This window comes from Streptomyces sp. NPDC028419 (genome assembly GCF_055565515.1).
Genome location: NZ_JBVHUE010000012.1, coordinates 1 through 23,444 on the forward strand (window position 1 = coordinate 1; position 23,444 = coordinate 23,444).

Here is a 23,444-nt window from a genome sequence, read left to right on the forward strand (position 1 = left end):
TCCCCCCCCACGCCTCCCCCCCCCCCCCCCTCCCCTTCTTCCCCCCCCCCCCCCCCCCCCCCCCCCCCCCCCCCCCCCCCACCCCCCCCCCCCCCCCCCCCTCCCCCCCCCCCCCCCCCCCCCCCCCCCCCCCCCCCCCCCCCCCCCCCCCCCCCCCCCCCCCCCCCCCCCCCCGGGCTCGTGGCTCAGGCGTGCAGGGTGGCCGAGCGGCGCGGGATCGCGAAGGAGTCCAGCTCGGCGCGGGTCAGCCCGGTGAGCGCGGCGACCTCGTCGGCGCCGACCGCGCCGCAGTCCAGGCCGCGGACCAGGTAGCCGGCCAGGGCCTTGGCGGTGGCGGGCTCGTCCATCACGTCGCCCTCGATCTTGGCGACGTAGGCCTTCAGGCGCGCGGCGGCGGCTTCCAGACCCTCGCGGTAGAAGACGAAGACGGCCGCGTAACGGGTCGGCAGGTGCGCCGGGTGCATGTCCCAGCCCTGGTAGTAGGCGCGGGCCAGGGCGCGGCGGGTGAGGCCGTAGTGCAGCTTCCACGCCTCGTGGACCTGCTCGGTGGTGCCGACGGGCTTGACGTTGGTCGAGCCGTCGGAGACGCGTACGCCGGTGCCCGCGGCCGCGACCTGCATGATCGCCTTGGCGTGGTCGGCGGCCGGGTGGTCGCTGGACTGGTAGGCGGCCGAGACGCCGACGCAGGCGCTGTAGTCGAAGGTGCCGTAGTGCAGGCCGGTGGCCCGGCCCTTGGAGGCCTCGATCATCCGGGCCACGGTGGCGGTGCCGTCGGAGGCCACGATGGACTGGCTGGTCTCGATCTGAATCTCGAAGCCGATCCGGCCCGGGCGCAGGCCGCGGGTGGTCTCGAAGGCCTCCAGCAGCTCGACGAAGGCGCTGACCTGCTCGGCGTAGGTCACCTTGGGCAGGGTCAGGACGAGGCCCTCGGGCAGACCGCCGTGCTCCAGCAGGCCGGAGAGGAAGACGTCCGTGGTGCGGATGCCGCGGTCGCGGACGTTGGACTCCATGCACTTCATCCGGATGCCCATGTACGGGGCGTTGGTGCCGTTGGAGAAGGCCTCCGAGACGAGGCGGGCGGCGCGGGCCGCGGCCTGGTCCTCCTCCTCGTCGGAGCGGACGCCGAAGCCGTCCTCGAAGTCGACGCGGAGGTCCTCGATCGGCTCGCTGAGGAGCTTGGCGCGCACGCGGTCGTAGACCGGCACCGCCAGTTCGTCGCTGATGCCGAGTACCTTGGCGAAGGTGGCCGCGTCCGGGGCGTGCTCGTCGAGCGCGGCCAGCGCCTGGTCGCCCCAGGAGCGGATGGTGTCCGCGGCGAAGACGTCACCGGGGACGTAGACCGTGTGGATGGGCTGGCGGGTGCCGGGGTCGCCGGGGTAGTGGCGCGCGAGTTCCGCGTCCACCGGTGCGAGGGAGGCGCTGATGCCCTCGCTGACCGCACCTGCGAGGCTTGTCGCCACCTTCTCCTGCTGACCCATCGTGCACTCTCCTCTTTTCCGCTACACGGAAGCATTGATCCGCATAGCAGAATTTAGTCAGCGCATTCCGCTGGCGTCAATGGTTGCCCGAAACAGCACGGGGCCGCGTGGCGAGAGTCACCACGCGGCCCCGGGGCACAGCGTCTACGCAGGTCAGGTCCGGTCGGTGACCGGGACCCGAGCTCAGCCCTTGCGGGCCTGGATCTCTTCGGTCAGCTGCGGGACGACCGCGAAGAGGTCGCCGACCACGCCGTAGTCGACCAGGTCGAAGATCGGGGCCTCGGAGTCCTTGTTGATGGCCACGATGGTCTTCGAGGTCTGCATGCCCGCGCGGTGCTGGATCGCGCCGGAGATGCCCGAGGCGATGTAGAGCTGCGGGGAGACCGACTTGCCGGTCTGGCCGACCTGGTTGGAGTGCGGGTACCAACCGGCGTCCACGGCGGCGCGGGAAGCGCCGACGGCCGCACCGAGCGAGTCGGCGAGCGACTCGATGATGTGGAAGTTCTCGGCGCCGTTGACGCCGCGACCGCCGGAGACCACGATCGCGGCCTCGGTCAGCTCCGGGCGACCGGTCGACTCGCGCGGGGTGCGGGAGACGACCTTGGTGCCGGTGGCCAGCGCGCCGAAGGTGACGGCGAGCGCCTCGACGGCGCCCGCGGCCGGGGCGGCCTCGACCGGAGCCGAGTTCGGCTTGACGGTGATGACCGGGGTGCCCTTGGAGACGCGGGACTTGGTGGTGAAGGACGCGGCGAAGGCGGCCTGCGTCGCGACCGGACCCTCGTCACCCGCCTCCAGGTCGACGGCGTCCGTGATGATGCCGGAGCCGATGCGGACGGCCAGGCGGGCCGCGATCTCCTTGCCCTCGGCGGAGGAGGGGACGAGGACCGCCGCCGGGGACACCGCGTCGTAGGCGGCCTGGAGGGCGTCCACCTTCGGCACGACGAGGTACTCGGTGAACTCGGGGGCGTCGGCGGTGAGCACCTTGACCGCGCCGTGCTCGGCGAGCACGGCGGCGGTGTCGGCCGCGCCGGCGCCCAGGGCGACGGCGACGGGCTCGCCGATGCGGCGGGCGAGGGTCAGCAGCTCAAGGGTGGGCTTGCGGACGGCGCCGTCCACGTGGTCGACGTAGACGAGGACTTCAGCCATGGGAATGCTCCTGCGAAAGCGAAGTAGTCAGGGGAGGTGGGGCGTGACCGTGTGTGCGGCCGAAGTCCTCAGATGAACTTCTGGCCGGCCAGGAACTCGGCCAGCTGCTTGCCGCCCTCGCCCTCGTCCTTGACGATCGTGCCGGCGGTGCGGGCCGGGCGCTGCGCCGCGGAGTCGACCGCGGTCCAGGAGCCCTCGAGGCCGACCTCGTCCGCGTCGATCTCCAGGTCGGACAGGTCCCAGGCCTCGACCGGCTTCTTCTTCGCGGCCATGATGCCCTTGAAGGACGGGTAGCGGGCCTCGCCCGACTGGTCCGTCACGGACACGAGGGCCGGCAGGGAAGCCTCCAGCTGCTCGCTGGCGGTGTCGCCGTCACGGCGGCCCTTGACGGTGCCGTCCTCGACCTTGACCTCCGAGAGCAGGGTGACCTGCGGGACGCCCAGGCGCTCGGCCAGGATCGCCGGGAGGACGGCCATGGTGCCGTCGGTCGAGGCCATGCCGGTGATGACCAGGTCGTAGCCGGCCTTCTCGATGGCCTTGGCGAGCACCAGCGAGGTGCCCATGACGTCGGTGCCGTGCAGGTCGTCGTCCTCGACGTGGATCGCCTTGTCGGCGCCCATGGACAGCGCCTTGCGCAGCGCGTCCTTGGCGTCCTCGGGGCCCACCGTCAGGACGGTGATCTCCGCGTCGTCGGCCTCGTCGGCGATCTGCAGCGCCTGCTCGACGGCGTACTCGTCGAGCTCCGACAGCAGGCCGTCGACGTCGTCGCGGTCGACGGTCAGGTCATCGGCGAAGTGCCGGTCGCCGGTGGCGTCGGGCACGTACTTCACACAGACAACGATCCTCAAGCTCACGCCGGCTCTCCTACTGCATCGTCTTTACTGGTGCTGCCTTGATGCAGGCAGCATAGGCGCCTTGTCGGCCCGATCCCGGTCGGGGCGGCCCGCGCTCCGAAGGGAATGTTACTCGCCAGTACACCCCGGGTCCCCTCCGGGTGCAAGGCCGGCGAACTGTGACCTTGCCAACGCCGGACGGACCCGCCCCAGCAGGGACGATTCAGTCGCGCAACGCGTTGAAGCGCCCCTGGTGGTAGAGCAGGGGACGACCTTCCCCGACGGAGCCCCCGGCAACCGCCTCCGCGATGACCACCCGGTGCGCGCCCGCCGGAACGCGGGCCACGATCCGGCAGACCAGCCAGGCCAGCACGCCGTCCAGCAGCGGGACCCCGTGCGGGCCCTCGGTCCAGTCGGTGGCCGGACCGAAGCGGTCGGCCCCGCTCCGGGCGAACAGCCCGGCCAGCTCCCGCTGGTGCTCGCCGAGTATGTGGACCCCGAGGTGTTCGCTGTCGCGTATCCCGGGCCAGCTGGAGGACCCGGTGCCGATGGTGAAGGAGAGCAACGGAGGGTCGGCGGAGACGGAGTTGAGGGAGGTGGCCGTGAAGCCCACCGGCCGGCCGTCGCTCGCGGAGGTGATCACCGCGACCCCGGCGGCGTGCTGCCGGAAGACGGAGCGCAGCAGGTCGGGCGAACCGGGGAGGACGGACTCGGGGTCCGTGGGGCGGGCGGCCGCGCGGCTGGCGGCCGGGGCGGTGGTGGCGGTCAGCGCCGTCATCGAAATGTCTCTTCCTTCTGCAGCGTCGTCTGTCCCGGCCGGGTCGCCGGAGGAGGTGGGGGCGATCAGTGACCCCGACAGCGCACGCTCGCGTACCGGACCGGGTCGAGGCGGACCCGTCCGTAAAGCAGGAGTTCGTACCGCATGCCGAAAGACTGGCGATCACCGGCGCGCACAGTCAAGCGGCAGCCTGCACATTGTCAGGTGCGTCACCCTCCGTGGCGCGAGCGCCGGTTCAGAGCGCCGCGCCGAGGGCCGCGATCACGTCCGCCTTGCGGGGCATCCCGGCCGCCCGGCGCACGATCCGGCCCGCCGCGTCCAGGACCAGCACCGTCGGGGTCTTGCGCACTCCCAGCTCGCGGACCAGCGCGAGGTGCTCCTCGGCGTCGATCTCGATGTGCGCGACGCCCTCGACCATGGCCGCCACCTCGGCCAGGATCCGGCGGGTGGCCCGGCAGGGCTGGCAGAACGCGCTGGAGAACTGGACCAGCGTGGCCCGCTCCCCCGGCTCGGCGCCCAGCTCCGCGCGCCCCAGCCGCCGCGCGCCTCCGTGCTCCCGCACCGGCTCCCGCGCCGGCTCCCCGCCCTGGTCCCGCACCTGTTCTCCCATCGTCGCGGCCCGTCCGTCCGTACGGTCGTCCGAGCGCCCGCCCGGCGCGCCGCATTCCCGGCGTGACAAGAATCTCTCCTGGTCGGGGCATCTGGACTGGCCACCGGGGCAGGTATGGGGCACGATCCCCATGGCTACGTACCTACGATGGCGTAACTTACGGCCGGGAGTACCTCCCCAGGCAGAAAGCGGGGTCTCCCCACATGGCTGAGTTCGTCTACCCCCCGGTGATCGGCGCGGCGCACACGCTCTTCAAGGCGCTGGACGTCCGCATCGACATGAAGGGCACCGAGAACATCCCCCGCAAGGGCGGTGCGGTGCTCGTCTCCAACCACGTCGGTTACCTGGACTTCATCTTCGCCGGGCTCACGGCGCGGCCGTCCAAGCGGCTCGTCCGCTTCATGGCCAAGGAGTCGGTGTTCCGACACAAGGTGTCCGGCCCGCTGATGCGCGCGATGAAGCACATCCCGGTCGACCGCGCGCAGGGCGAGTCCGCCTACCAGCTCGCCCTCGACTCGCTGCGCGGCGGCGAGATCATCGGGGTGTTCCCCGAGGCGACGATCTCGCAGTCCTTCACGCTGAAGAGCTTCAAGTCCGGTGCGGCGCGGATGGCGCAGGAGGCCGGGGTCCCGCTGATCCCGGTGGCGCTGTGGGGCACCCAGCGGATGTGGACCAAGGGCCACCCGAAGGACCTGCGGCGCAGCCACATCCCCGTGACGATGCGCGTCGGCGAGCCCATGGAGGCACCGACCGACCAGTTCGCCGGCGCGATCACGCGGCGGCTGCGCGAGCGGGTGCAGGAGCTCCTGGAGGCGGCGCAGCGGGCGTACCCGGCGAAGCCGAAGGGCACGGACGACGCGTGGTGGCTGCCGGCGCACCTCGGCGGTACGGCGCCCACCCCCGCCCAGGTCCGCGAAGCGGGCTGACGACCCGGCCCGTCCGGGCGGCCGTCTCTATCCCCCCTCCACCCCCGCGGAGTACCGTCTCGACCCGGGGGGTGGTGGTCCTATGCGCGGGTTCAAGCGGTACCTGGCCGCGGCGCTGGCCGGCCGGTTCGCGTCCGAGGGGATGGGGATCGCGCTGGTGCTGCTGGCGCTGGAGCGGACCGGGAGCGCTGCGAACGGCGCCTTCGTGCTGACGGCCTGGTTGGCGCCGCACGTGTTGGCGGCCCCGCTCGCGGGAGCCGCCGCCGCGCGGACCTCCCGCCCCCGGCTCTTCCACGTGGGCGCCCTCGTCTGCTTCACGCTCGCCGTGGCGGCCCTGTCGGTGCTGGTGGGCCGGGCCCCGGTGCCCGTGGTGATCGCGGTGGCGGTGGCCGGCGGCAGCTGCGGACCGATGGTGACGGGCGGGCTGTCCAGCCTGGTGGCCTCGCTGGTCCCGGCGGGCGCCGGGCGCGACCAGGCCTACGCCTGGGACGCGGCGACCTACAACGCGGCGGGCGTCACCGCCCCGGCCGTGGTGGGCCTGGTCGCCGCGCTCGGTTCGGCGGGCCCGGCGATGGCCGTACTGGCCTGCTCGGGCGCGCTGGCCGCCGTCCTGGCCGCCCTGCTCCCCTACGAGGACCCCCGCGCCCGCCAACGGGAAGCGGCGCCCCGACCCACCGCGGGCGGCGGGTTCGCCGCCCTGTGGCGGGTCCGCGAGCTGCGGGCGATCTCCGCGGCGACCACCTTGGCCTTCGTCGGCATCGGCGCGCTGAGCACCACGGCGGTCCTGCTCACCCGCGGCCTCGGCGCCCCCGGCGCCGGGGGCGCCTTGATGACGGCCTTCGCCGTGGGCGCACTGTCGGGATCCGTGCTGCTGGCCCGGCGGCGGGCCTCCGGGCGCGCGGACGATCCCGGACTGCTGGCGCGCTGGGCGCTGGGCGGCACCGGGGTCGCGCTGGTCGCGGTCGCGTTCGCGCCGACCGTACCGCTGGCCGCGGCCGGCTTCGCGCTGGCGGGGCTGTGCGACGGGCCCCTGCTGACGGCGACGCTGCGGATCCGGGCCGAGCACGCGCCGGACGCGGTACGGGCCCAGGTGTTCACCCTGGGCGCCGGGCTCAAGGTCACGGCGGCGGCCGCCGGGGCGGCCCTGGTGGGCCTCGCGGCGGGGCGGCCGCCCTGGATGCTGGTCCTGGGCATCGCGGCGCTCCAGCTCGCCGCCGTGGTCGTGCACCGGGCGGCCGCGGGCCCCGCCCGGCCGGCCGCCGCGCCCACCCCCCTGCCGCCCGCACCCGTCGCGCCGCGGGAGGCCCCGCAGGACGCCCCCGCCGGTCCGTAGCGGCGGCCCGCTACAGCCCCGTCGGCAGCAGGTCCCACAGGGCCTTGCGGTCGGTGGCCGCGCGCAGGGCGTCGAGCACCGGCGCGGGCGGGGCGGCGTACAGGGTCGGGTAGTCGACCTCGCCCAGCTCCGGACGGACCGGGAAGGCCAGCCGCTCGACGTCCAGCGAGAACCGGGCGTCCACCCCCGGCTTGTTGCCGCGCGGGTCGATCCGGGACCAGCCGGACCGGCCGGGCAGCCGCAGGGCCACCAGGCCGTGGACGGCCGCGCCCGAGCCGTCGTCCTCCGCCAGGAGCTGGTAGCAGAGCCCGGTCGGGACGTCCCGGGCGCGCAGCAGCGCGGTCAGGGCGTGGGCCTTGGCGTAGCAGATGCCGGTGCGCAGGCGCAGGACGTCGGAGGCCCGCCAGGTGACGCGCGGATCGTCGACGTCGTTCGAGTGCGGGATGGTGTCGCGGACGAATACGAAGGCGGCCTCGGCGTATGAATATGCATCGCCGGTATCGGCCCAGAGGGCCGCGGCGGTCTCCTGTACGAGCGGGTGGCCGTGATCTATGACCTCGTCAGCCGCTAGATAGGGCGGGAGGTCGGGATGCTCCGGGATGGGTTCCATGATCGGGAGCATAGGTATACCCCGCACCGTAAGTCTATAGATTTACGGTGCGGGGCATGTTCATGCATGCGGTTGTCGCGGCCCGCGCGTCAAACGACCGGGCCGTCGGACGGTGGGGCCGTCAGCGCGCCAGCTCTTCCTTCAGCGCCTGGAGGAAGACGTCGACGTCCTCCTCCTCGGTGTCGAAGCCGCACATCCAGCGCACGTCGCCCGCCACCTCGTCCCAGAAGTAGAAGCGGAAACGCTTCTGCAGGCGGCGCGACACCTCGTGCGGCAGCCGCGCGAACACCGCGTTGGCCTGCACCGGGTAGAGGATCTCCACCCCGTCCAGCTCCCGCACGCCCGCCGCCAGCCGCTGCGCCATCGCGTTCGCGTGCCGGGCGTTGCGCAACCACAGGTCCTTCGCGAGCAGCGCTTCGAGCTGCACCGAGACGAACCGCATCTTGGAGGCCAGCTGCATCGACATCTTGCGGATGTGCTTCATCTGCCGGACGGCGTCCGGGTTGAGCACCACGACGGCCTCGCCGAAGAGCATGCCGTTCTTCGTGCCGCCGTACGAGAGCACGTCGACCCCGACCGCGTTGGTGAACGCGCGCATCGGCACGTCCAGCGACGCCGCCGCATTGGATATCCGGGCCCCGTCGAGGTGGACCTTCATGCCCAGCCCGTGCGCGTGCTCGCAGATGGCCCGGATCTCGTCCGGGGTGTAGACCGTGCCCAGTTCGGTGTTCTGGGTGATGGACACGACCTGCGGCATCGCCCGGTGCTCGTCCTCCCAGCCCCAGGCCTGCCGGTCGATCAGCTCGGGCGTGAGCTTGCCGTCCGGCGTCGCCACGGTGAGCAGCTTGAGGCCCGCCATGCGCTCGGGCGCGCCGCCCTCGTCGACGTTGATGTGGGCAGACTCGGCGCACACCACCGCGCCCCAGCGGTCGGTCAGGGCCTGCAGCGCGGTCACGTTGGCGCCGGTGCCGTTGAAGACCGGGTAGGCCTCGGCGTACGGGCCGAAGTGGCTGCGGATGACCTTCTGGAGGTGCGCGGTGTACTCGTCGTCGCCGTAGGCGACCTGGTGGCCGCCGTTGGCGAGGGCTATCGCGGCCAGGACCTCGGGATGCGCTCCCGCGTAGTTGTCGCTCGCGAAACCGCGCACCGCCGGGTCGTGGTGCCGGCGGGCGTCGGTCCTCAGGGTTGCGGGGTCAGCCACAGACGCTGTCCGTTCACTTCGGTGGCGGGCCGCTCCCAGACGCCGGTGATGGCCTCGGCCAGCTCCTTCACGTCGGTGAAGCCCGCGAACTTCGCAGTGGGTCGCTCGGCGCGCATCGCGTCGTGCACCAGTGCCTTGATGACCAGGATCGCAGCTGCGGCGCCCGGGCCGTCCTCACCTCCCGCCTTGCGGAAGGAGTCGGCGAGCGCCAAGGTCCACGCCTCGGCCGCCGCCTTGCCCGCGTTGTACGCGGCGTTGTTGGCGACCGGCTTGTGCGCGCCGGACTGGCTCACCAGGACGTAGCGACCGCGGCCGCTGCGCAGCAGGCCGTCGTGGAAGGCGAGCGAGGTGTGCTGGACGGTGCGGATGAGGAGCTTCTCCAGGAAGTCCCAGTCCGCGAGGTCCGTCTCGGTGAAGGAGGTGCTGCCGCGCCAGCCGCCGACGAGGTGGACGACGCCGTCGACCGAGCCGAACTCCTTCTCGGTCCGGGCGGCCCACTCCTTGGTGGCGTCCAGGTCGAGCAGGTCGACGGTGTCACCGGTGACGGTGGCCCCGCCGTGGGCGTAGCGGGCGGCGTCCACCGCTTCCGCGAGGCGCGCCGCGTCCGCGTCGGCCGCTATCACCGTGGCACCCGCCTCGGCGAGGCGGATCAGCGTGGCGCGGCCGGCGGGCCCGCCGGCCCCCGCCACCGCCACGACCGCTCCGCTGAGCTTTCCGTTTCCGTTCCCGGAGCCGTTCATCGGTGCTGCCTCCTCCGCGCGATCGCTCACGCGGCGACCCGCTCTTCCTGGCGACGGTCCTCGGCGTTGAGCGCCGTGATCCCCTTGGTCGAGGCGATGACGCCCTTGAGCTTCTTGGCGAGGGCCTCAAAGAACATGCTGAGGGGGAACTCGTCCGCAAGCACGTCGTCCACGAGCTTGCGCGGCGGCTGCGTCAGGTCCAGGGCGTCCGGGCCCTTGGCCCAGCGGGAGCCCGGGTGCGGTGCGAGGTAGGTCGCGACCAGCTCGTAGGCCTTGAACCAGTGAACCAGCTTGGGGCGGTCGATGCCCGCCCGGTAGAGGTCCTCGATCTCGGCGCACAGCTGGTTGGTGACCTGCGGGGCGCGCATCCAGTCGATCTTCAGCGTGTTGTCCGTCCAGCGCACGACGTCGTGCTTGTGGAGGTACGCGAAGAGCAGCTGGCCGCCGAGGCCGTCGTAGTTGCGGGTGCGGTCACCGGAGACGGGGAAGCGGAACATCCGGTCGAAGAGGACGGCGTACTGCACGTCACGACCGTGCTCGTTGCCCTCGGACTCCAGCTTCACGGCCTCCTTGAAGGCGGTGAGGTCGCAGCGCAGCTCTTCCAGGCCGTACATCCAGAACGGCTGGCGCTGCTTGATCATGAAGGGGTCGAACGGCAGGTCGCCGTGGCTGTGGGTGCGGTCGTGGACCATGTCCCACAGGACGAAGGCCTTCTCGCAGCGCTCCTGGTCGGTGACCATGGCGGCGATGTCGGCGGGCAGGGTGACGCCGAGGATGTCCACGGCCGCCTCGGTGACCTTGCGGAAGCGCGCGGCCTCGCGGTCGCAGAAGATGCCGCCCCAGGTGAAGCGCTCGGGGGCCTCGCGGACCGCGATGGTCTCCGGGAAGAGCACGGCCGAGTGGGTGTCGTAGCCCGCGGTGAAGTCCTCGAAGGTGATGCCGAGGAAGAGCGGGTTGTCGTACCGGGTGCGCTCCAGCTCGGCGAGCCACTCGGGCCACACCATCTTGAGCGCGACGGCCTCGAAATTGCGGTCCGGGTTCCCGTTCTGCGTGTACATGGGGAACACGACGAGGTGCTGCAGCCCGTCGGCGCGCTCGGCGGCCGGGTGGAAGGCGAGCAGCGAGTCGAGGAAGTCCGGCACGGCGAAGCCGTCGGCGACCCACTTGCGCAGGTCCGCGACGAGGGCGCGGTGGTACTCCAGGGCGTGCGGGAGCAGCGGCGACAGCTGCTGGACGGCGTCGATCATCTGCTCGACGACGGCCTCGGCTTCCAGGCGCGTGGGCGCACCCGCGACCTCGAAGTCGATCGATCCGTCCTTGGCCTGCCAAGGACGGATCTCCTCCACGGCGGCCTTGAGCTGGGGCCACGCCGGGTGGTCCACCACCCGTGCTCCGGCGGTTATCACGGCACCGACCGGTCCCGGCACAAGAGTTTCCGTCATGTCACTTCCTCCACAGGAGAACCTCACGTTAAGACAGCGTATGCATGCGAGGCTCTCCTGCTCAAGAGGTGAAGCCGGAAATTATCCGGCATCACCCCCATCGACGCCGCAATTCTTCCCGCTCGACACCGTTCGCGCGATCGCTTCGCCTACGCCGTCCAGGGCACGGCGGGCCGACGGCAGGAAGTCGACCAACCCCAGGAATCCGTGGAACATCCCCGGATGATGGTCCTCGTGGGCGCTCGTGCCCGCCTCGCGGAGCGCGCGAACGTACGCAGCCCCCTCGTCGCACAGCGGATCGCAGCCCGCGGTGACCACGTGGGCGGGCGGCAGCCCCGTGAGGTCCGCGCGCAGGGGCGAGGCCAGCGGGTCCGCGCCGTCGCCGCCGGGCCCGAGGTACTGCTCCCAGAACCAGCGCAGGTGCGTGGCGGTCAGGAAGTACCCCTCGGCGTTGCGCCGCACCGAAGCGGTGTCCTGGGCGGCGTCCAGGGCGGGGTAGACGAGGACCTGGAGGGCGACCGCCGGCCCGCCCCGCTCGCGGGCGAGCAGCAGCGCGGCGGCCGCCAGGTTGCCGCCCGCGCTGTCCCCGGCGATCACCAGCGCCCCGGGGTCGCCCCCGAGCTCGGCCACCTGCCCGGCCGCCCAGCACAGGGCGGCGTGGGCATCGTGGACGGCGGCCGGGAAGGGGGCCTCCGGAGCCAGCCGGTAGTCCACGGACACCACCACCGCACCGGCGGACCGGCACAGGTGCCGCGCGGTGGCATCGTGCGTGTCCAGATCGCACAGCACCCACCCGCCGCCGTGGCAGAACACCACGGTCGGCCGGGGCCCGGGCCACCGCTCCGGGTCGGGCCGGTACACGCGCACGGGCAGCGGCGGCGCCCCGGCGGGCCCGGGCACCGCCCGGTCCTCGACGCCGGCGACGGCGGGCGACGGGATCGGTGACACCGGGAGCGCCGCGAGGATCCGGCGGGCCGTGGCGGCGTCGGTGACCCGGCCGCCGACGTCGGGGAAGGCATCGGCCAGGGCGTCGGCGAAGGGGCGCACCCCCGGATCGAGCCGGTCGGGGTCGGGAGCGAAGGGCTCGGCGGGAGGAGAGGGCGTGGAGGGCGTGGACGGCATCGGAGGTACCTCCGGCAGGGGTCTCGGATCGCGTGTCGCGCATCGGTCACTACCGCCGTGACGCCCCTCTCACACCTCCCGGAAGGAAGGGATGACCTTCTCCCCCCACTGCCGCAGCGTCTCCAGGCAGGCCTCCTGCGGCACGGTTCCCATCTGGATCAGGCACATCACCTCGTCCGCCCCGGCCTCCCGCAGCCGTTCGACGTAGGCGATCGCGTCGTCGGCGCCGCCGTAGGCGTGGTCCGCGTGGAAGGTGGCGCTCGCGCCGGGCCGGACCGGGATGTCCAGCTCGTGCAGACGCGCCACCACCTGCTCGGCGGCCCGGCGCAGCTCCGCCCCCTCGTCCGCGCCGGCGACCACCGCCTCGTCGGGGACGCCCGCGCCGCCGTACCAGTGGCCGATGGACTGGGCGAAGAAGCGCTGGCCCCGGATCCCGATCCGGCGGGCCCGCTCCGGATCGTCGAGCACGATGGTCGGGCAGAGCACCGAGAAGTGGTCGTTGACCACGCTCGACACGAACCGGGAACCGTCGCGTCCGGCGATCGCCGCGTCGTACGCGGCGCGCATCGCGGCGATCGACTCCGGTCCGGCGAAGCCCATCACCAGGGCGCCGACGCCCAGTTCGGCGGCTTGGCGCAGGGTGTCGGCGCGGCTGCACGCGAGGAACAGGGGCGGGTGCGGGGTCTGCCGGGGCCGGGGCAGGATCGGGTGCGGATCGATGTCGATCAGCTCGCCGTGGTACTCCAGCTCGTCCTCCTGCCAGGCCTTGCCGATGATCCGCAGCGCCTCCTCGACCTCCTGGGTCGTGCGGTCGCGGTCCACCCCGCACAGCGAGGTCTCCTGCTCGGTGCCGCCGCGGCCCGCCCCCAGGTCGAGCCGCCCGCCGGAGAGCAGGTCGAGCATCGCGGCGCGCTCCGCGACCCGGACGGGATGGTTGAAGTGGAAGGGCATGCACACCACGCCGTGCCCGATGCGTATGGTGTGCGTCTTGGCCGCGACCCACGTCAGGAACACCTCCGGAGCGCTCATGTGGGCGTACCACTTCAAGGAGTGGTGCTCGACGGCCCAGATCCGGTCGAAACCCATCCGTTCGGCCAGGACGGCCTGCTCGACGCAGTCCCGGATGACCTGGTGCTCCCGCTCCACGGTCGGGTCGGCGAGCTGCGCCTCGAAGATGACGGAGAACTTCACGATGCCTCCAGGGTTGCGTCCTGCGCCCGGTCTCACTTCAATTCGGAATATGACTAGTAGTCAGACCTCGAAGAAGCAAGAGGCACGGGGCGAACTGCCGCCGACCGCGTGGGCGGTGCTCGGCCTGCTGTCCTTCCCCGGCGAGCGGACCGGGTACGAGCTGAAGAAGTGGGCGGACTCCTCGCTCCGCTTCTTCTACTGGTCGCCCGCGATCAGCCAGATCTACGCCGAGCTGCGGCGCCTGGAGGAGCTCGGATACGCCGCCTCCACCCGCTCGGGGCCCGAGGAGGTCCGCGCCAAACGGCGGTACGCGATCACCGCCGCCGGGCGCGCGGCCCTGGCGGGTTGGGCCTCGGACACCGCCGAGGCCGGGCCCCCGGTGCTCAAGCACGGGCTGCTGCTCCGGGTCTGGCTGGGGCACCTGGCCGAGCCGGAGCGGCTACGGGCCCTGGTCATGGAGCACCTGGAGCGCACCCGGGGCGAGCTGGACTCCGTACGGGCGGCCCTCGCGGCCGCGGACGAACCGGGCTGGGCCTTCCCCCGGCTGGCGCTGCGCTGGAGCGAGCGACAGCACCTGGCCGAACTGGAGCTGACCGGGGCCCTTCTCGCGGACCTCGCGGAGCTCCCGGCGCCGGTCGCGGGCGGCACCGGGAGTCACCCTGGACCTGAGGTCGAGGGTCGGGGTCAAGGCGATGGGGACGCGCCCACGGCAGGGTGACGCCGGACGACGACGGCCGCCGTGCACAACCCTTGGCGGGAACCGGCCGGAGGGTCCTGCCGGAGCGCTGCACGGGCGGTCCCATCGCACCGTCGGCGCACTAGCATGCGTCCTCACCACGCGGGCGGTCGGGACACCGCGGCCGCGTGGGGAGCCGCCGTCGACGGAAGCGAGAGAACCTTGACTTTCCTCACCATCGGTCACCGCGGGGTCATGGGTGTGGAACCGGAGAACACCCTCCGGTCGTTCGTCCGCGCGCAGCGCAGCGGCATGGACGCGATCATGCTGGACCTGCGGCTCAGCAAGGACGGCGCACTCGTCGCCCTGCACGATCCCGAGGTCGACCGGACCACGGACGGCTCGGGAGCCGTCGCCGATCTGACCCTCGCGGAACTGCGCGGACTCGACGCCGGTCACGGCGAGCGGGTGCCGGTCTTCGAGGAGGTGCTGGACGCGGTCGCCGCGCCGCTGTTGGCCACGGTGCGGGACCTCGGCTGCGCCCGGGTGCTGGCGGAGGTGATGCTGCGGCGGGACCTGACCGGCCGGGTCGAGGTCTGCTCGGAGGAGGACGCGGTGCTCGCCGGGATCGCCGAGCTGGTGCCGGGGGTGCGGACCGTGCTGAGCGCGCGCGACTACGGCACGGACGTCGTGGAGCGGGCGCTGGCCGTCGGCGCGCGGACGCTCGCGCTGGACATCCGGCGGCTCACCCTGGAGACCGTCGAGTCGGCGCACGCGGCCGGGCTGCGGGTGACGGGCTGGACGGTCAACACGCTGGAACGGCTGAAGCTGGCGCGGGCGTTGGAGCTGGACGCCGCGGTGACGGACCTGCCGGAGATCCGGCGCACGGGCCGCTTCACCGCCTGATCCGCCCCGCCACGGGCCGGTCCCCCGTCGCGCCCGCCCGGCTCAGAGCTGCTTGACGAGCAGCTCGAAGGCCAGGTCGGCGCGGCGCGGGATGCCGAAGCGCTCGTCGCCGTACGGGAAGGGGCTCAGCTCGCCGGTGCGCCGGTAGCCGCGGCGCACGTAGTAGGCGATGAGTTCCTCGCGCACGTTCACCACGGTCATGCGCATCTCCTTGGCGTCCCACTCCTCGCGCACCCGGCGTTCGGCCTCGGCCATGATCTCCTTGCCGAGGCCGGCGCCCTGGAGTGCGGGGCGGACCGCGAACATCCCGAAGTAGGCGTGGTCACCGCGGTGTTCGAGGTGGCAGCAGGCGACGAGTTCGCCGTCGCGCTCGACCACCAGCAGGATGCTGTCGGGGGTCGCGATCACCTCGCGCACGCCCCGCTCGTCGGTCCGCTGCCCGTCGAGGTAGTCCGCTTCGGTCGTCCAGCCGCCCCGGCTGGCGTCGCCGCGGTACGCCGACTCCACGAGCGCCACCAGAGCCGGTACGTCCGAGTCGTCGGCGTCGCGGAAGCTGAGGGCCGTGGTGCGGGTGGGCTCGGCGGTCGACATCGGTGCGGCTCCGTTCGGAAAAACTGGCATATGACAAGCCTGGTGCGGCCCAGGAGAGCCTAACCCGGTCGGCGTGCGGCCCCCCTGGGGCGGGCATCTCTTCCGGTGACGCCGACGAACCGGGGGGTTCCGCCGTGCACGGTCCCGCGATGTCCTTTCCCACCTCCACCGCCGCCACCGTGTCCGGCTGGCTGCTGGTGGCGCTGTGCGCCCTGAGCGGTGCGTACTGCCTGCTGCGGGCGCGCAGAGCGGAGCGGGCCGCTCGGGGGGCGGCGGGCGGCGAGGCGCTGATGGGCTTCGGGATGGCGGCGATGGCCGCGCCGACGGGGACCGGGGCGTGGGGGTCCGGGGTGCTGCTCGCGGTCTTCTGCGCGGCGTCGCTGCACGCGGTGTGGTTGCTGCGGGGCGGCATCCACCACGTCCACCACCTGGTGGGGTCGCTGGCCATGGTCTACATGACGGTGACGATGGGGGCGGCGACGGCCGCGGGGGCGGGCGGCGCACACGCCGGGGGCCACGGCGGGAGCCACGGCGAGGGGCTGGCCCCGGGGCTGCCGTTGGTGACCGGGGCCCTGCTCCTCTACTTCGCGGGGTACGTGCTGCTCGGCGGGGCGCGACTGGTGACGACGGCCGGCGCGCCGGCGCTCGCCCTGGTGCCGGGCGCCCCGGTGGGGCTCGGGCGCGGGGCCGCCGAGGTGACGCGGGCGTGCCGACTGGCCATGGGAATGGGGATGTTGGCCATGCTGCTCACCATGTGAGGTGCCGCGCGCGGGGGCGGCCGGGGGTGACGTGTCGTGCGTCACCAATGGACGGTGTCCATACCCGTGGGCAGCTCCGCCCTCCTAAAATGCGCCCATGATGGTCCCCGCCGTTCTCCTGCTGCTCGGCGCCCTGACCTCGCTCCTCGCCCCCCGACTGCTGGCCCGTGCCGAGTGGCCCGAGCGCGAGCCCGTGGTGGCCCTGTGGGTGTGGCAGTGCGTGGTGGCCGCGGTGCTCCTGTGCTTCGCCCTGTCGATGCTGCTCAGCGCGGCCGCCGCCTGGCTGGCGGTGCGCGGTCCGCTCTTCGCTTCGGCGCCGCGCGGGGTGGTCGACGCGTACGCGCTGGGCTCGGGCTCCGGTCCCTGGGCCGCCGGGACCGCGCTGGTGCTCGCGGGCGGCGGGCTGTGGACGGGGGCGATGCTGGCCGCGGAGGTGCTGCGGGCGCGCTCGCGCCGGCGCGCCGAGCGGGCCGAACTCCTGGTGCGGGCGCCGTTGCTGCCGGGCGAGGAGCCCGACCGCGGCCGCCTGGTCGTCCTGGAGGGGCGGCGGCCCGACGCGTGGTGGCTGCCGGGCGCCGCTCCGCAGCTGGTGGTCACCACGGGTGCGCTCGGGCGGCTCAAGGGCCAGCAGCTGGACGCCGTGCTCGCACACGAGCAGGGGCACGCGGCGGCCCGGCACGACTGGCTGCTGCACTGCTCGCGCGCGCTGTCGGGGGCCTTCGGGCAGGTCCCGGTGTTCGCCGCGTTCGAGGCGGAGATGCACCGGCTGGTCGAGCTGGCCGCCGACGACGTGGCCTCGCGGCGGTACGGGCGCCTCACCGTGGCGCTGGCGCTGGTCGGGCTGAACGAGGACCGCGGCGTGTTCGGGCCCTGCCCGACCCCGCACGCCCACGTCCCCGCGCGGGTCCGCCGGCTGCTCTCGGCCGCGCCGCGGCTCTCCCCCGTGCGCCGGCTGCGGCTGACCGCGCTGGCGGCCCTGGTGCCGGCGATCCCGGTACTGGTGGCGTTCGTACCCGGGCTCAGCACCCTGACGTAGCGGGACCTCGCCCGCAGGGGCGCGGGGGACGGGTGCGCGGGCCGGGTGCGAGGATCGGTGCATGACCGGGGCTCTCGTACGACGGACCGCGACCGGGTGCGTGCTGCTCGCCGCTGTGCTCACGGCCCTGGTCGTGGTCCGATGGCCGCCGCTGCTCGCTTTCGACGCCCGGGTCGCGCGGTCCCTGCACGCGTACGCGCTCGCGCATCCGGCGCCCACCCGGCTGCTGCGGGTGCTCACCGACTGGCCGTGGGACCCCTGGACCATGCGGGCGGCTGCGGCGCTCGCCTGCCTGTGGCTGTGGCGGCGCGGGGAGCGGGCCCTCGCGCGGCGGTTCGGCGCCGCCGTCCTCGCCGCGTCCGTGGTGTCGCAGGGACTCAAGGCGGCGGTGGGGCGCGAGCGGCCGGTGTGGCCGGACCCGGTGGACTCCGCGCACTTCGCGGCGTATCCGTCGGGGCACGCGCTGACGGCGACGGTGGTGTGCGGGCTGCTGCTGTGGCTGCTCCCCCGCTCCCGCGGGGCGCGGACCGCCGCTTTCGGCGGCGCCCTGGTCTGCGTCCTCGGGGCCGGCTTCAGCAGGCTCTACCTGGGTGTGCACTGGGCGTCGGACGTGGTCGGCGGCTGGTTGCTGGGCGCGGCGCTGGCCGCCTTCGCGATCGGTGGGGCGGGAGCGCCGCGGAGCGGCGAAATCCGGACAGGAACGGCCGGCGGTGGGCGATCCCCCGCGTCGCCCACCACCGGTCGGCCCGCGCGCTGAGTATATTGGCCCGGAGCCAGTCAACGCAGGAGCAAGCATGGTCCCGCGCAGCCCGTCGGTCAATGAAGAATTGCGCAGACGTTCCCGGGAGCGGCTGCTCCAGGCCACCGTCGAACTCGTCGGCGAACGCGGTTACGAGGCCACGACCCTCGGCGACATCGCGGACCGGGCGGGCGCGGCGCGCGGCCTGATCTCCTACTACTTCCCGGGCAAGCGCCAGCTGTTGCAGTCCGCGGTGCACCGCCTCATGTTCCGCACCCTGCACGAAGCGCTGGAGCGCGAGCCCCGGCCCACCGGAGCGGACGCCGGGCGGGAGCTGCTGGCCCGGGCGATCGACGCGGTCCTCGGGCTGGCGCTGGAGCATCCGCTGCTGATGCGCACGCACATGGCGGGCATCCTCGCGAACGAGGGCTTCGTCCAGTGCCCGGAGCAGCAGCGGCTGGCGGAGCTGCTGCGGGAGACGGTGGCCCGGCACGGCGCGGACGATCCGGACGTGGACCCCGATCGGGACTACCCGCTGCTGCGGGCCCTGCTGATGGGCGCGGTGTTCGCCGTCCTGTTGCCCGGGGCGCCGATGGCGGCGGCCCGACTGCGGGCAGAGCTCTTCCAGCGCTACGGGCTCGACTGGGAGCTGGGGGTCCCGCCGGACGGCGGGCCGCCCGACGGAACGTTCCTCTAGAAGGGCCCGACGTTCTCAGTGGTATTCGGGCTGCGACTGGACGTTCAACCGGTCCGTCCAGACCCACTTCGCGCTCTCGGTGCGCCAGTCGTCCAGGCGCAGCACGTCGAGGCCCTTGGTGATGTCGTTCGCGTAGATGTGGCCGTTGTAGTAGTACGCCGACCAGGCCCCGCCCAGGGTCAGCTTGTCGGTGCTGAGCGGGCCGCGCTCGAAGTAGGCGATCTCCTTCGGCCGGGTGGAGTCGGTGAAGTCCCAGACGGACACGCCGCCTTGGTACCAGGCTTGCACCATGATGTCGCGGCCGCCGCCCACCGGCACCAGTGAGCCGTTGTGGGCGACGCAGTTCTCGGTGTCCGCCTGGTGGCGCGGGATCTTGTAGTAGCCGCGGAAGACGAGCTTGCGCTGGTCGCCGCGGCCGGTGATGTCGTAGATGCCGTCGGCGCCGCGGCTGGGGCCGGTGGCCTCGTTGCAGGTGGCGCCGCCACCGCCGCCCAGCTCGTCGGTGAACACCACCTTGTCCGCACGTTCGTTGAAGGTCGCCGAGTGCCAGAAGGCGAAGTTGACGTTGTCCTGCACGCGGTCGATGACGCGCGGCCGCTCGGGCTCGCTGATGTCGAAGAGGATGCCGTCACCCATGCAGGCGCCCGCGGCGAGGTCCTTCGAGGGCAGCACGGTGATGTCGTGGCAGCCGGTGGTCTGGGAGACCCCGGGGTGGGTGGGCGCGCCCGGGTTGCCGCCGTCGGGGAAGAGCACCGGGAAACCGACGACCGACGCCTGCCGGGGGTCCTTCTTCGGAACCTTGACGATCGAGATCCCGTCGTGCGGCGGTTGGCAGTCCGGGAAGGCCGCGCTCGGCGAGTACGAGGAGACGTAGAGGTAGGCGTCGCCCCGCTTGCCCGGCACCAGGGTGTGGGTGTGCGAACCGCAGGCCGTCTCCACCGACTTGATGTATTGGGGGTTCTTCTTGTCGCGGATGTCGAAGATCTTGATGCCTTCCCACGACGACTTCTCGGTCGCGGGCTGCGAGACGCTGTTGCAGGAGTCGTCGCTGCGCGAGGAGTCGGTGGAGAGGAAGAGCAGATCGCCCAGGACGGAGACGTCGTTCTGGCCGCCGGGGCAGAGCACGGTGGTGACGGTCTTGGGGGCGCTCGGGTTGCCGATGTCGTAGATGGTGAAGCCGTCGTAGCTGCCCGCGTAGGCGTACCGGCCCTGGAAGGCGATGTCGGAGTTGATCACGGCCGGGTTGGCGCTCGGGACGTTGGCCAAGGGGGTGATGTTGCGGCTGTGGACGATCTCGTCCTGGCCGGGGATCTCGGAGGAGATGGTTCCGGTGGCCGGAGGGCCGGCTGCGCTCCGGCCGGTGCCTAACGGAGTCAGGTCTCCCGGATCGGGGGTGGCGGAAGCGGGGCCGGCGACGGCGAGGAGCGTCACGAGGAGTCCGGCTCCGGCCGCGGCCGCGGCCAGGGTCCTGGTCCGGGTGCGTGCTCTGGGGATGCGCTGTGGGGCCGATGGGACTGACGAGGTCATTGTGTCCTCCCTTGGGGGCGTTCCGAGCCCTATCGACGGGAACGGAACCAGTACCCCCGACTCCCGCAGTATCTTCCTTTGCATGGCCATGACAACAGCGCGCATCGCGGCACGCCTGGTCCGCCGGCGCATCGCGACTGCCCTGCGCCCCGCCCTCGTCCTCGGCGTCATCGGTGCCACGGGCGCCCTCGGTGTTCTGGGGCTGACCTCCTGCCGCGTCGGCGGTGACGACGAGGGGGCCGCCGCCGGGCCGGTGGTCATCGCCCCGGGCCGGCCGGGCGAGGGGTCCCGCACCCTCTCCCCCGGTCAAGCCGCGCGGGAACGGCCCGACGACAGCCCCAACGCCGCCGACCTGAGCTACGTGCGCCGGATGACCGAGCACCACCGGCAGGCCCTGACGATGAGCGCGCTGGCGCCCCAGCGCGCCTCGGCGGAGCCGGTCAAGCGGCTGGCCGAACGGATCGCGGCGGCCCAGCGGCCGGAGATCGCGGTGATGGAGAGCTGGCTGGCCAACCACCCGGACCCGGGCACGGCCCCGACGGGCGGGAGCGGCCGGGCCACCGAAGGTCCCGCGGCCCACGACCACGGCGGGGCGGCCATGCCCGGGATGGCCACCGCGCGGCAGCTGGCGGAGCTGACGGCCGCCACGGGCCCGGACTTCGACCGGCTCTTCCTCCGTCTGATGATCGCCCACCACGAAGGGGCCGTGACGATGGCGGGCGAGGCCCTCGCGGGCGGGAACAACGGGGCTGTGGAGGAGATGGCGAACGAAGTGGTCGCCCAGCAGAGCGCCGAGGTACGCCGGATGCGCGCGATGGGCTGACGGTCCGGGACGACGGTGCCATGCTGGATCCCTCTGCGGAAGGAGACCCTCCGTGCTTCGTGTCGCCGTGGTCGGTTCGGGCCCGAGCGGGGTCTACGCCGCACAAACCTTGGTCCAGCAGCGCGAGGTGCCGGGCGTGCGGGTCGACGTACTGGACCGACTGCCCTGCCCCTACGGGCTCGTGCGCTACGGCGTGGCCCCCGACCACGAGAAGATCAAATCGCTCCAGGGCAGCCTGCGCGGCGTCCTGGAGGACGAGCGGATCCGCTTCCTCGGCAATGTCGAGGTGGGCGGGGAGACGCTGACCACCGGGCGGCTGCTGGAGCTGTACCACGCGGTGGTGTACTGCGTGGGCGCCGCACGGGACCGGATGCTGGGGATCCCGGGCGAGGAGCTGGCCGGGGTGCACTCGGCGACCGCCTTCGTCTCCTGGTACAGCGCGCACCCGGACGCGGCGGCGGCGGCCTTCGGCCTCACCGACGTGCGGGCGGCGGTGGTGGTCGGGGCGGGGAACGTCGCCGTGGACGTGACCCGGATCCTGGCCCGCGGCGCACCGGAGCTCCGGCTCACCGACATGCCGGAACCGGCCCTGGGGGCACTGGCGGCCAGCGGGATCCGCGAGGTGGCCATGGTGGCCCGGCGCGGGCCCTCGCAGGGCAAGTTCACCACCAAGGAGCTGCGCGAACTCGCCACCCTGCCCGGGGTGGACACCACGGTCCTGCCCGACGAGCTGACACGGGATCCCGCCTACGCCGACCCGGCGGCCGCGGCCGCGCTGCCCGCCGTGAACCGGCGCAACGTGGAGGTGCTGCGGGACTGGACGGCGCACCCGCCGGACGCGGGGGCGCGGCGGATCACCCTGCGGTTCTTCCTGCGGCCCGTCGAGGTGCTGGGCGGGGCGGACGGACGGGTGCGCGGGGTGCGCTTCGAGCGCACCGCCCCGGACGGGCGCGGGGGCGTGTCGGGAACCGGGACGTTCGAGGACATCGACGCCCAGTTGGTGCTGCGGTCGGTCGGCTACCAGGGCGTCCCGCTGTCCGGGCTGCCCTTCGACACGGCGCGCGGTACGGTCCCCCACGCGGCGGGCCGGGTCCTGCGGGACGGCCGGGCCTCCCTCGGCGAGTACGTGGCCGGCTGGATCAAGCGCGGCCCGACCGGGGTCATCGGTACCAACCGTCCCTGCGCGAAGGAGACCGCCTCCTCGCTGCTGCAGGACGCGGGCGCGCTGGCCCGGCGCGAGCTGCCCGGTGACCCCCTGGACGCCCTGCGCGCGGCGGGCCTGACCCCCGTGCTGTGGCCGGGCTGGCTGGCGATCGAGGCCGCGGAGTCGTCGCTGGGCCGCTCCCTGGGCCGCCGCTCGGTGAAGATCCCGGACTGGCCGGGCCTCCTCGCGGCGGCCACCGGGGAGTAGGCCGTCTCGGGCCGGGGTCTGGTTCCTAAGGCCGGCGGAACAGGCCGGCCCAGAGGAAAGGTTCGCCGAAGCGCGGGGAAGCGGGCGGTTCGTCGCGCATGCGGCGGAGTTCGACCTCCGTGAGGTCGGCGAAGATCGCGCGGAGCGACTGCGCCGTGTAGGCGAGGCCACCGTGGAGGCGCGCCTGGCCGTAGAACTCGGCGTCGGGGAGCTCGGAGCCCATGCCCGCTTCCCCCGCCGCGAAGCAGGTGAGCGAGAAGTGGCCGCCGGGGGCCAACGACCGCTCCAGCAGGGCCAGGTAGCTGATCCGGCGGTGCGGTGGCAGGTGGTGGAAGCAGCCGGAGTCGAGGATGAGGTCGTACGGGCCGCTCCAGGCCGTCGCCGCGGCCGGGTCGAAGATGTCGCCGTGGTGGAAGCGGACGTCGAGGCCCGCTTCCGCCGCGCGCTCCCCCGCCCAGGCGAGGGCCGCCGGGGACAGGTCGACCGCGTCCACCTCGAAGCCGAGCGAGGCGAGGTGGAGGGCGTTACGGCCGGGCCCGCAGCCGAGTTCGAGCGCGCGGCCCGGCGCGATCACGCCCCGGTCGAGCGCCTCGGCCAGGTGCTCGTCCGGTTTCGCCACGAAGAACGGCACGGCTCTGCTCCGGTCCGCGTAGAAGCCGTCCCACCAGTCGGCCGCCCCGGCCGTCCAGCGGTCGGCTTCGGGCGCGAACAGCCCGTCCATGAGCTGGAGTACGTCGTCGATGGTGCGGATGTTCCGGTCCATCCGGCCCCCTTCCCCTATAGGGAAACCCTAGGCCGCATCTTGGCGAAAGGCCAGGTCAGGCGGGGTACACCGAAGCCCTGACCGCCCCTCTGGCGAGCGGCGCCACG

General features: G+C 73.2%; 24 protein-coding genes. 10 read left to right on the forward strand and 14 right to left on the reverse strand.

Translation table 11 applies throughout. The features are described 5' to 3' along the window. Positions 1-185: 185 nt before the first annotated feature. The 5 genes from ACZ4UB_RS15990 to ACZ4UB_RS16010 form a co-directional block, all read right to left on the reverse strand. A complete protein-coding gene (locus tag ACZ4UB_RS15990) occupies positions 186-1,478 on the reverse strand; it encodes a DUF6986 family protein (protein WP_468070622.1) in 1,293 nt (430 codons plus the stop codon). Positions 1,479-1,661: 183 nt separating this feature from the next. Then, positions 1,662-2,624 (reverse strand): electron transfer flavoprotein subunit alpha/FixB family protein, encoded by a 963-nt coding sequence (locus tag ACZ4UB_RS15995; RefSeq protein ID WP_354379411.1) that lies wholly within the window; start codon positions 2,622-2,624, stop codon positions 1,662-1,664. Positions 2,625-2,692: 68 nt separating this feature from the next. Continuing rightward, positions 2,693-3,478 (reverse strand): electron transfer flavoprotein subunit beta/FixA family protein, encoded by a 786-nt coding sequence (locus tag ACZ4UB_RS16000; protein ID WP_354379410.1) that lies wholly within the window; start codon positions 3,476-3,478, stop codon positions 2,693-2,695. 202 nt (positions 3,479-3,680) lie between these two features. Continuing rightward, positions 3,681-4,226 carry a flavin reductase family protein gene (locus ACZ4UB_RS16005; protein WP_468070849.1) on the reverse strand — a complete coding sequence of 182 codons (546 nt, stop codon included), beginning with the start codon at positions 4,224-4,226 and terminating at the stop codon, positions 3,681-3,683. A 244-nt stretch (positions 4,227-4,470) separates the two neighbouring features. Further along, the gene (locus ACZ4UB_RS16010) at positions 4,471-4,845 is read right to left on the reverse strand and encodes a TlpA family protein disulfide reductase (RefSeq protein WP_468070851.1); all 375 of its coding nucleotides are present in this window, start codon (positions 4,843-4,845) and stop codon (positions 4,471-4,473) included. Between the two features lie 203 nt (positions 4,846-5,048). Here ACZ4UB_RS16010 and ACZ4UB_RS16015 point away from each other — a divergent pair, with 203 nt between their 5' ends. Together ACZ4UB_RS16015 and ACZ4UB_RS16020 are read left to right on the forward strand one after the other, a co-directional pair. Continuing rightward, entirely contained in the window at positions 5,049-5,771 is a 723-nt protein-coding gene (locus ACZ4UB_RS16015) for a lysophospholipid acyltransferase family protein (RefSeq protein WP_354379409.1), read from the forward strand. 82 nt (positions 5,772-5,853) lie between these two features. Next, a complete protein-coding gene (locus tag ACZ4UB_RS16020; RefSeq protein ID WP_468070623.1) occupies positions 5,854-7,104 on the forward strand; it encodes an MFS transporter in 1,251 nt (416 codons plus the stop codon). 10 nt (positions 7,105-7,114) lie between these two features. Here the strand turns inward: ACZ4UB_RS16020 and ACZ4UB_RS16025 are convergent, their stop codons facing one another. From ACZ4UB_RS16025 to ACZ4UB_RS16050, 6 genes are all read right to left on the reverse strand, one after another. Further along, a complete protein-coding gene (locus ACZ4UB_RS16025) occupies positions 7,115-7,714 on the reverse strand; it encodes a transglutaminase-like domain-containing protein (RefSeq protein WP_468070624.1) in 600 nt (199 codons plus the stop codon). Positions 7,715-7,835: 121 nt separating this feature from the next. Beyond that, entirely contained in the window at positions 7,836-8,897 is a 1,062-nt protein-coding gene (locus ACZ4UB_RS16030) for a threonine aldolase family protein (RefSeq protein WP_467966451.1), read from the reverse strand. After that, on the reverse strand, positions 8,894-9,655 hold the full coding sequence (locus tag ACZ4UB_RS16035) for an SDR family NAD(P)-dependent oxidoreductase (protein WP_354379406.1): 762 nt from the start codon (positions 9,653-9,655) through the stop codon (positions 8,894-8,896). Before ACZ4UB_RS16035 ends, ACZ4UB_RS16030 begins: the two co-directional genes overlap by 4 nt. A gap of 26 nt (positions 9,656-9,681) precedes the next feature. Next, positions 9,682-11,097, reverse strand: a complete 1,416-nt coding sequence (locus ACZ4UB_RS16040; RefSeq protein ID WP_468070625.1) for a DUF6421 family protein — start codon at positions 11,095-11,097, stop codon at positions 9,682-9,684. An 81-nt stretch (positions 11,098-11,178) separates the two neighbouring features. Continuing rightward, complete coding sequence (locus ACZ4UB_RS16045; RefSeq protein ID WP_468070626.1) at positions 11,179-12,219, reverse strand: alpha/beta hydrolase; 1,041 nt, start codon at positions 12,217-12,219, stop codon at positions 11,179-11,181. Positions 12,220-12,288: 69 nt separating this feature from the next. Continuing rightward, a complete protein-coding gene (locus ACZ4UB_RS16050; RefSeq protein ID WP_468070627.1) occupies positions 12,289-13,410 on the reverse strand; it encodes an LLM class flavin-dependent oxidoreductase in 1,122 nt (373 codons plus the stop codon). Between the two features lie 49 nt (positions 13,411-13,459). Between ACZ4UB_RS16050 and ACZ4UB_RS16055 the strand changes: the two genes are divergently transcribed. Together ACZ4UB_RS16055 and ACZ4UB_RS16060 are read left to right on the forward strand one after the other, a co-directional pair. Next, a complete protein-coding gene (locus ACZ4UB_RS16055; RefSeq protein WP_468070628.1) occupies positions 13,460-14,128 on the forward strand; it encodes a helix-turn-helix transcriptional regulator in 669 nt (222 codons plus the stop codon). 180 nt (positions 14,129-14,308) lie between these two features. After that, positions 14,309-14,992, forward strand: a complete 684-nt coding sequence (locus ACZ4UB_RS16060; RefSeq protein ID WP_468070629.1) for a glycerophosphodiester phosphodiesterase — start codon at positions 14,309-14,311, stop codon at positions 14,990-14,992. Positions 14,993-15,034: 42 nt separating this feature from the next. On the opposite strand, the gene ACZ4UB_RS16065 is transcribed toward ACZ4UB_RS16060, so the two are convergent. Continuing rightward, positions 15,035-15,583, reverse strand: a complete 549-nt coding sequence (locus ACZ4UB_RS16065; protein ID WP_354379400.1) for a GNAT family N-acetyltransferase — start codon at positions 15,581-15,583, stop codon at positions 15,035-15,037. A 149-nt stretch (positions 15,584-15,732) separates the two neighbouring features. Between ACZ4UB_RS16065 and ACZ4UB_RS16070 the strand changes: the two genes are divergently transcribed. The 4 genes from ACZ4UB_RS16070 to ACZ4UB_RS16085 all read left to right on the forward strand — a co-directional run bounded on the left by ACZ4UB_RS16070 (position 15,733) and on the right by ACZ4UB_RS16085 (position 18,813). Next, the gene (locus ACZ4UB_RS16070; RefSeq protein WP_468070630.1) at positions 15,733-16,341 is read left to right on the forward strand and encodes a DUF5134 domain-containing protein; all 609 of its coding nucleotides are present in this window, start codon (positions 15,733-15,735) and stop codon (positions 16,339-16,341) included. 97 nt (positions 16,342-16,438) lie between these two features. Then, positions 16,439-17,377: a M56 family metallopeptidase gene (locus ACZ4UB_RS16075; protein WP_468070631.1), complete on the forward strand. Its 939-nt coding sequence runs from the start codon at positions 16,439-16,441 to the stop codon at positions 17,375-17,377. A 61-nt stretch (positions 17,378-17,438) separates the two neighbouring features. Beyond that, complete coding sequence (locus ACZ4UB_RS16080; RefSeq protein WP_468070632.1) at positions 17,439-18,134, forward strand: phosphatase PAP2 family protein; 696 nt, start codon at positions 17,439-17,441, stop codon at positions 18,132-18,134. A gap of 37 nt (positions 18,135-18,171) precedes the next feature. Beyond that, positions 18,172-18,813, forward strand: a complete 642-nt coding sequence (locus ACZ4UB_RS16085; protein ID WP_468070633.1) for a TetR/AcrR family transcriptional regulator — start codon at positions 18,172-18,174, stop codon at positions 18,811-18,813. 15 nt (positions 18,814-18,828) lie between these two features. Here ACZ4UB_RS16085 and ACZ4UB_RS16090 read toward each other — a convergent pair whose 3' ends face one another. Beyond that, entirely contained in the window at positions 18,829-20,340 is a 1,512-nt protein-coding gene (locus ACZ4UB_RS16090) for an LVIVD repeat-containing protein (protein WP_468070634.1), read from the reverse strand. Between the two features lie 82 nt (positions 20,341-20,422). Between ACZ4UB_RS16090 and ACZ4UB_RS16095 the strand changes: the two genes are divergently transcribed. Further along, complete coding sequence (locus ACZ4UB_RS16095) at positions 20,423-21,163, forward strand: DUF305 domain-containing protein (protein WP_468070635.1); 741 nt, start codon at positions 20,423-20,425, stop codon at positions 21,161-21,163. A gap of 52 nt (positions 21,164-21,215) precedes the next feature. Continuing rightward, positions 21,216-22,574 carry an FAD-dependent oxidoreductase gene (locus tag ACZ4UB_RS16100; RefSeq protein ID WP_468070636.1) on the forward strand — a complete coding sequence of 453 codons (1,359 nt, stop codon included), beginning with the start codon at positions 21,216-21,218 and terminating at the stop codon, positions 22,572-22,574. Between the two features lie 25 nt (positions 22,575-22,599). Here ACZ4UB_RS16100 and ACZ4UB_RS16105 read toward each other — a convergent pair whose 3' ends face one another. After that, complete coding sequence (locus tag ACZ4UB_RS16105; protein ID WP_468070637.1) at positions 22,600-23,337, reverse strand: class I SAM-dependent methyltransferase; 738 nt, start codon at positions 23,335-23,337, stop codon at positions 22,600-22,602. Between the last annotated feature and the right edge of the window lie 107 nt (positions 23,338-23,444).

What these genes read in the sequence shown, in the direction of transcription:
- ACZ4UB_RS15990 (WP_468070622.1), bottom strand. Translation starts at nt 1,478, where the DNA reads ATGGGTCAGCAGGAGAAGGTGGCGACAAGCCTCGCAGGTGCGGTCAGC.
- ACZ4UB_RS15995 (WP_354379411.1), bottom strand. Translation starts at nt 2,624, where the DNA reads ATGGCTGAAGTCCTCGTCTACGTCGACCACGTGGACGGCGCCGTCCGC.
- ACZ4UB_RS16010 (WP_468070851.1), bottom strand. Translation starts at nt 4,845, where the DNA reads ATGGGAGAACAGGTGCGGGACCAGGGCGGGGAGCCGGCGCGGGAGCCG.
- ACZ4UB_RS16015 (WP_354379409.1), top strand. Translation starts at nt 5,049, where the DNA reads ATGGCTGAGTTCGTCTACCCCCCGGTGATCGGCGCGGCGCACACGCTC.
- ACZ4UB_RS16020 (WP_468070623.1), top strand. Translation starts at nt 5,854, where the DNA reads ATGCGCGGGTTCAAGCGGTACCTGGCCGCGGCGCTGGCCGGCCGGTTC.
- ACZ4UB_RS16025 (WP_468070624.1), bottom strand. Translation starts at nt 7,714, where the DNA reads ATGGAACCCATCCCGGAGCATCCCGACCTCCCGCCCTATCTAGCGGCT.
- ACZ4UB_RS16035 (WP_354379406.1), bottom strand. Translation starts at nt 9,655, where the DNA reads ATGAACGGCTCCGGGAACGGAAACGGAAAGCTCAGCGGAGCGGTCGTG.
- ACZ4UB_RS16040 (WP_468070625.1), bottom strand. Translation starts at nt 11,097, where the DNA reads ATGACGGAAACTCTTGTGCCGGGACCGGTCGGTGCCGTGATAACCGCC.
- ACZ4UB_RS16045 (WP_468070626.1), bottom strand. Translation starts at nt 12,219, where the DNA reads ATGCCGTCCACGCCCTCCACGCCCTCTCCTCCCGCCGAGCCCTTCGCT.
- ACZ4UB_RS16055 (WP_468070628.1), top strand. Translation starts at nt 13,460, where the DNA reads ATGACTAGTAGTCAGACCTCGAAGAAGCAAGAGGCACGGGGCGAACTG.
- ACZ4UB_RS16065 (WP_354379400.1), bottom strand. Translation starts at nt 15,583, where the DNA reads ATGTCGACCGCCGAGCCCACCCGCACCACGGCCCTCAGCTTCCGCGAC.
- ACZ4UB_RS16070 (WP_468070630.1), top strand. Translation starts at nt 15,733, where the DNA reads ATGTCCTTTCCCACCTCCACCGCCGCCACCGTGTCCGGCTGGCTGCTG.
- ACZ4UB_RS16075 (WP_468070631.1), top strand. Translation starts at nt 16,439, where the DNA reads ATGATGGTCCCCGCCGTTCTCCTGCTGCTCGGCGCCCTGACCTCGCTC.
- ACZ4UB_RS16080 (WP_468070632.1), top strand. Translation starts at nt 17,439, where the DNA reads ATGACCGGGGCTCTCGTACGACGGACCGCGACCGGGTGCGTGCTGCTC.
- ACZ4UB_RS16085 (WP_468070633.1), top strand. Translation starts at nt 18,172, where the DNA reads ATGGTCCCGCGCAGCCCGTCGGTCAATGAAGAATTGCGCAGACGTTCC.
- ACZ4UB_RS16090 (WP_468070634.1), bottom strand. Translation starts at nt 20,340, where the DNA reads ATGACCTCGTCAGTCCCATCGGCCCCACAGCGCATCCCCAGAGCACGC.
- ACZ4UB_RS16095 (WP_468070635.1), top strand. Translation starts at nt 20,423, where the DNA reads ATGGCCATGACAACAGCGCGCATCGCGGCACGCCTGGTCCGCCGGCGC.
- ACZ4UB_RS16105 (WP_468070637.1), bottom strand. Translation starts at nt 23,337, where the DNA reads ATGGACCGGAACATCCGCACCATCGACGACGTACTCCAGCTCATGGAC.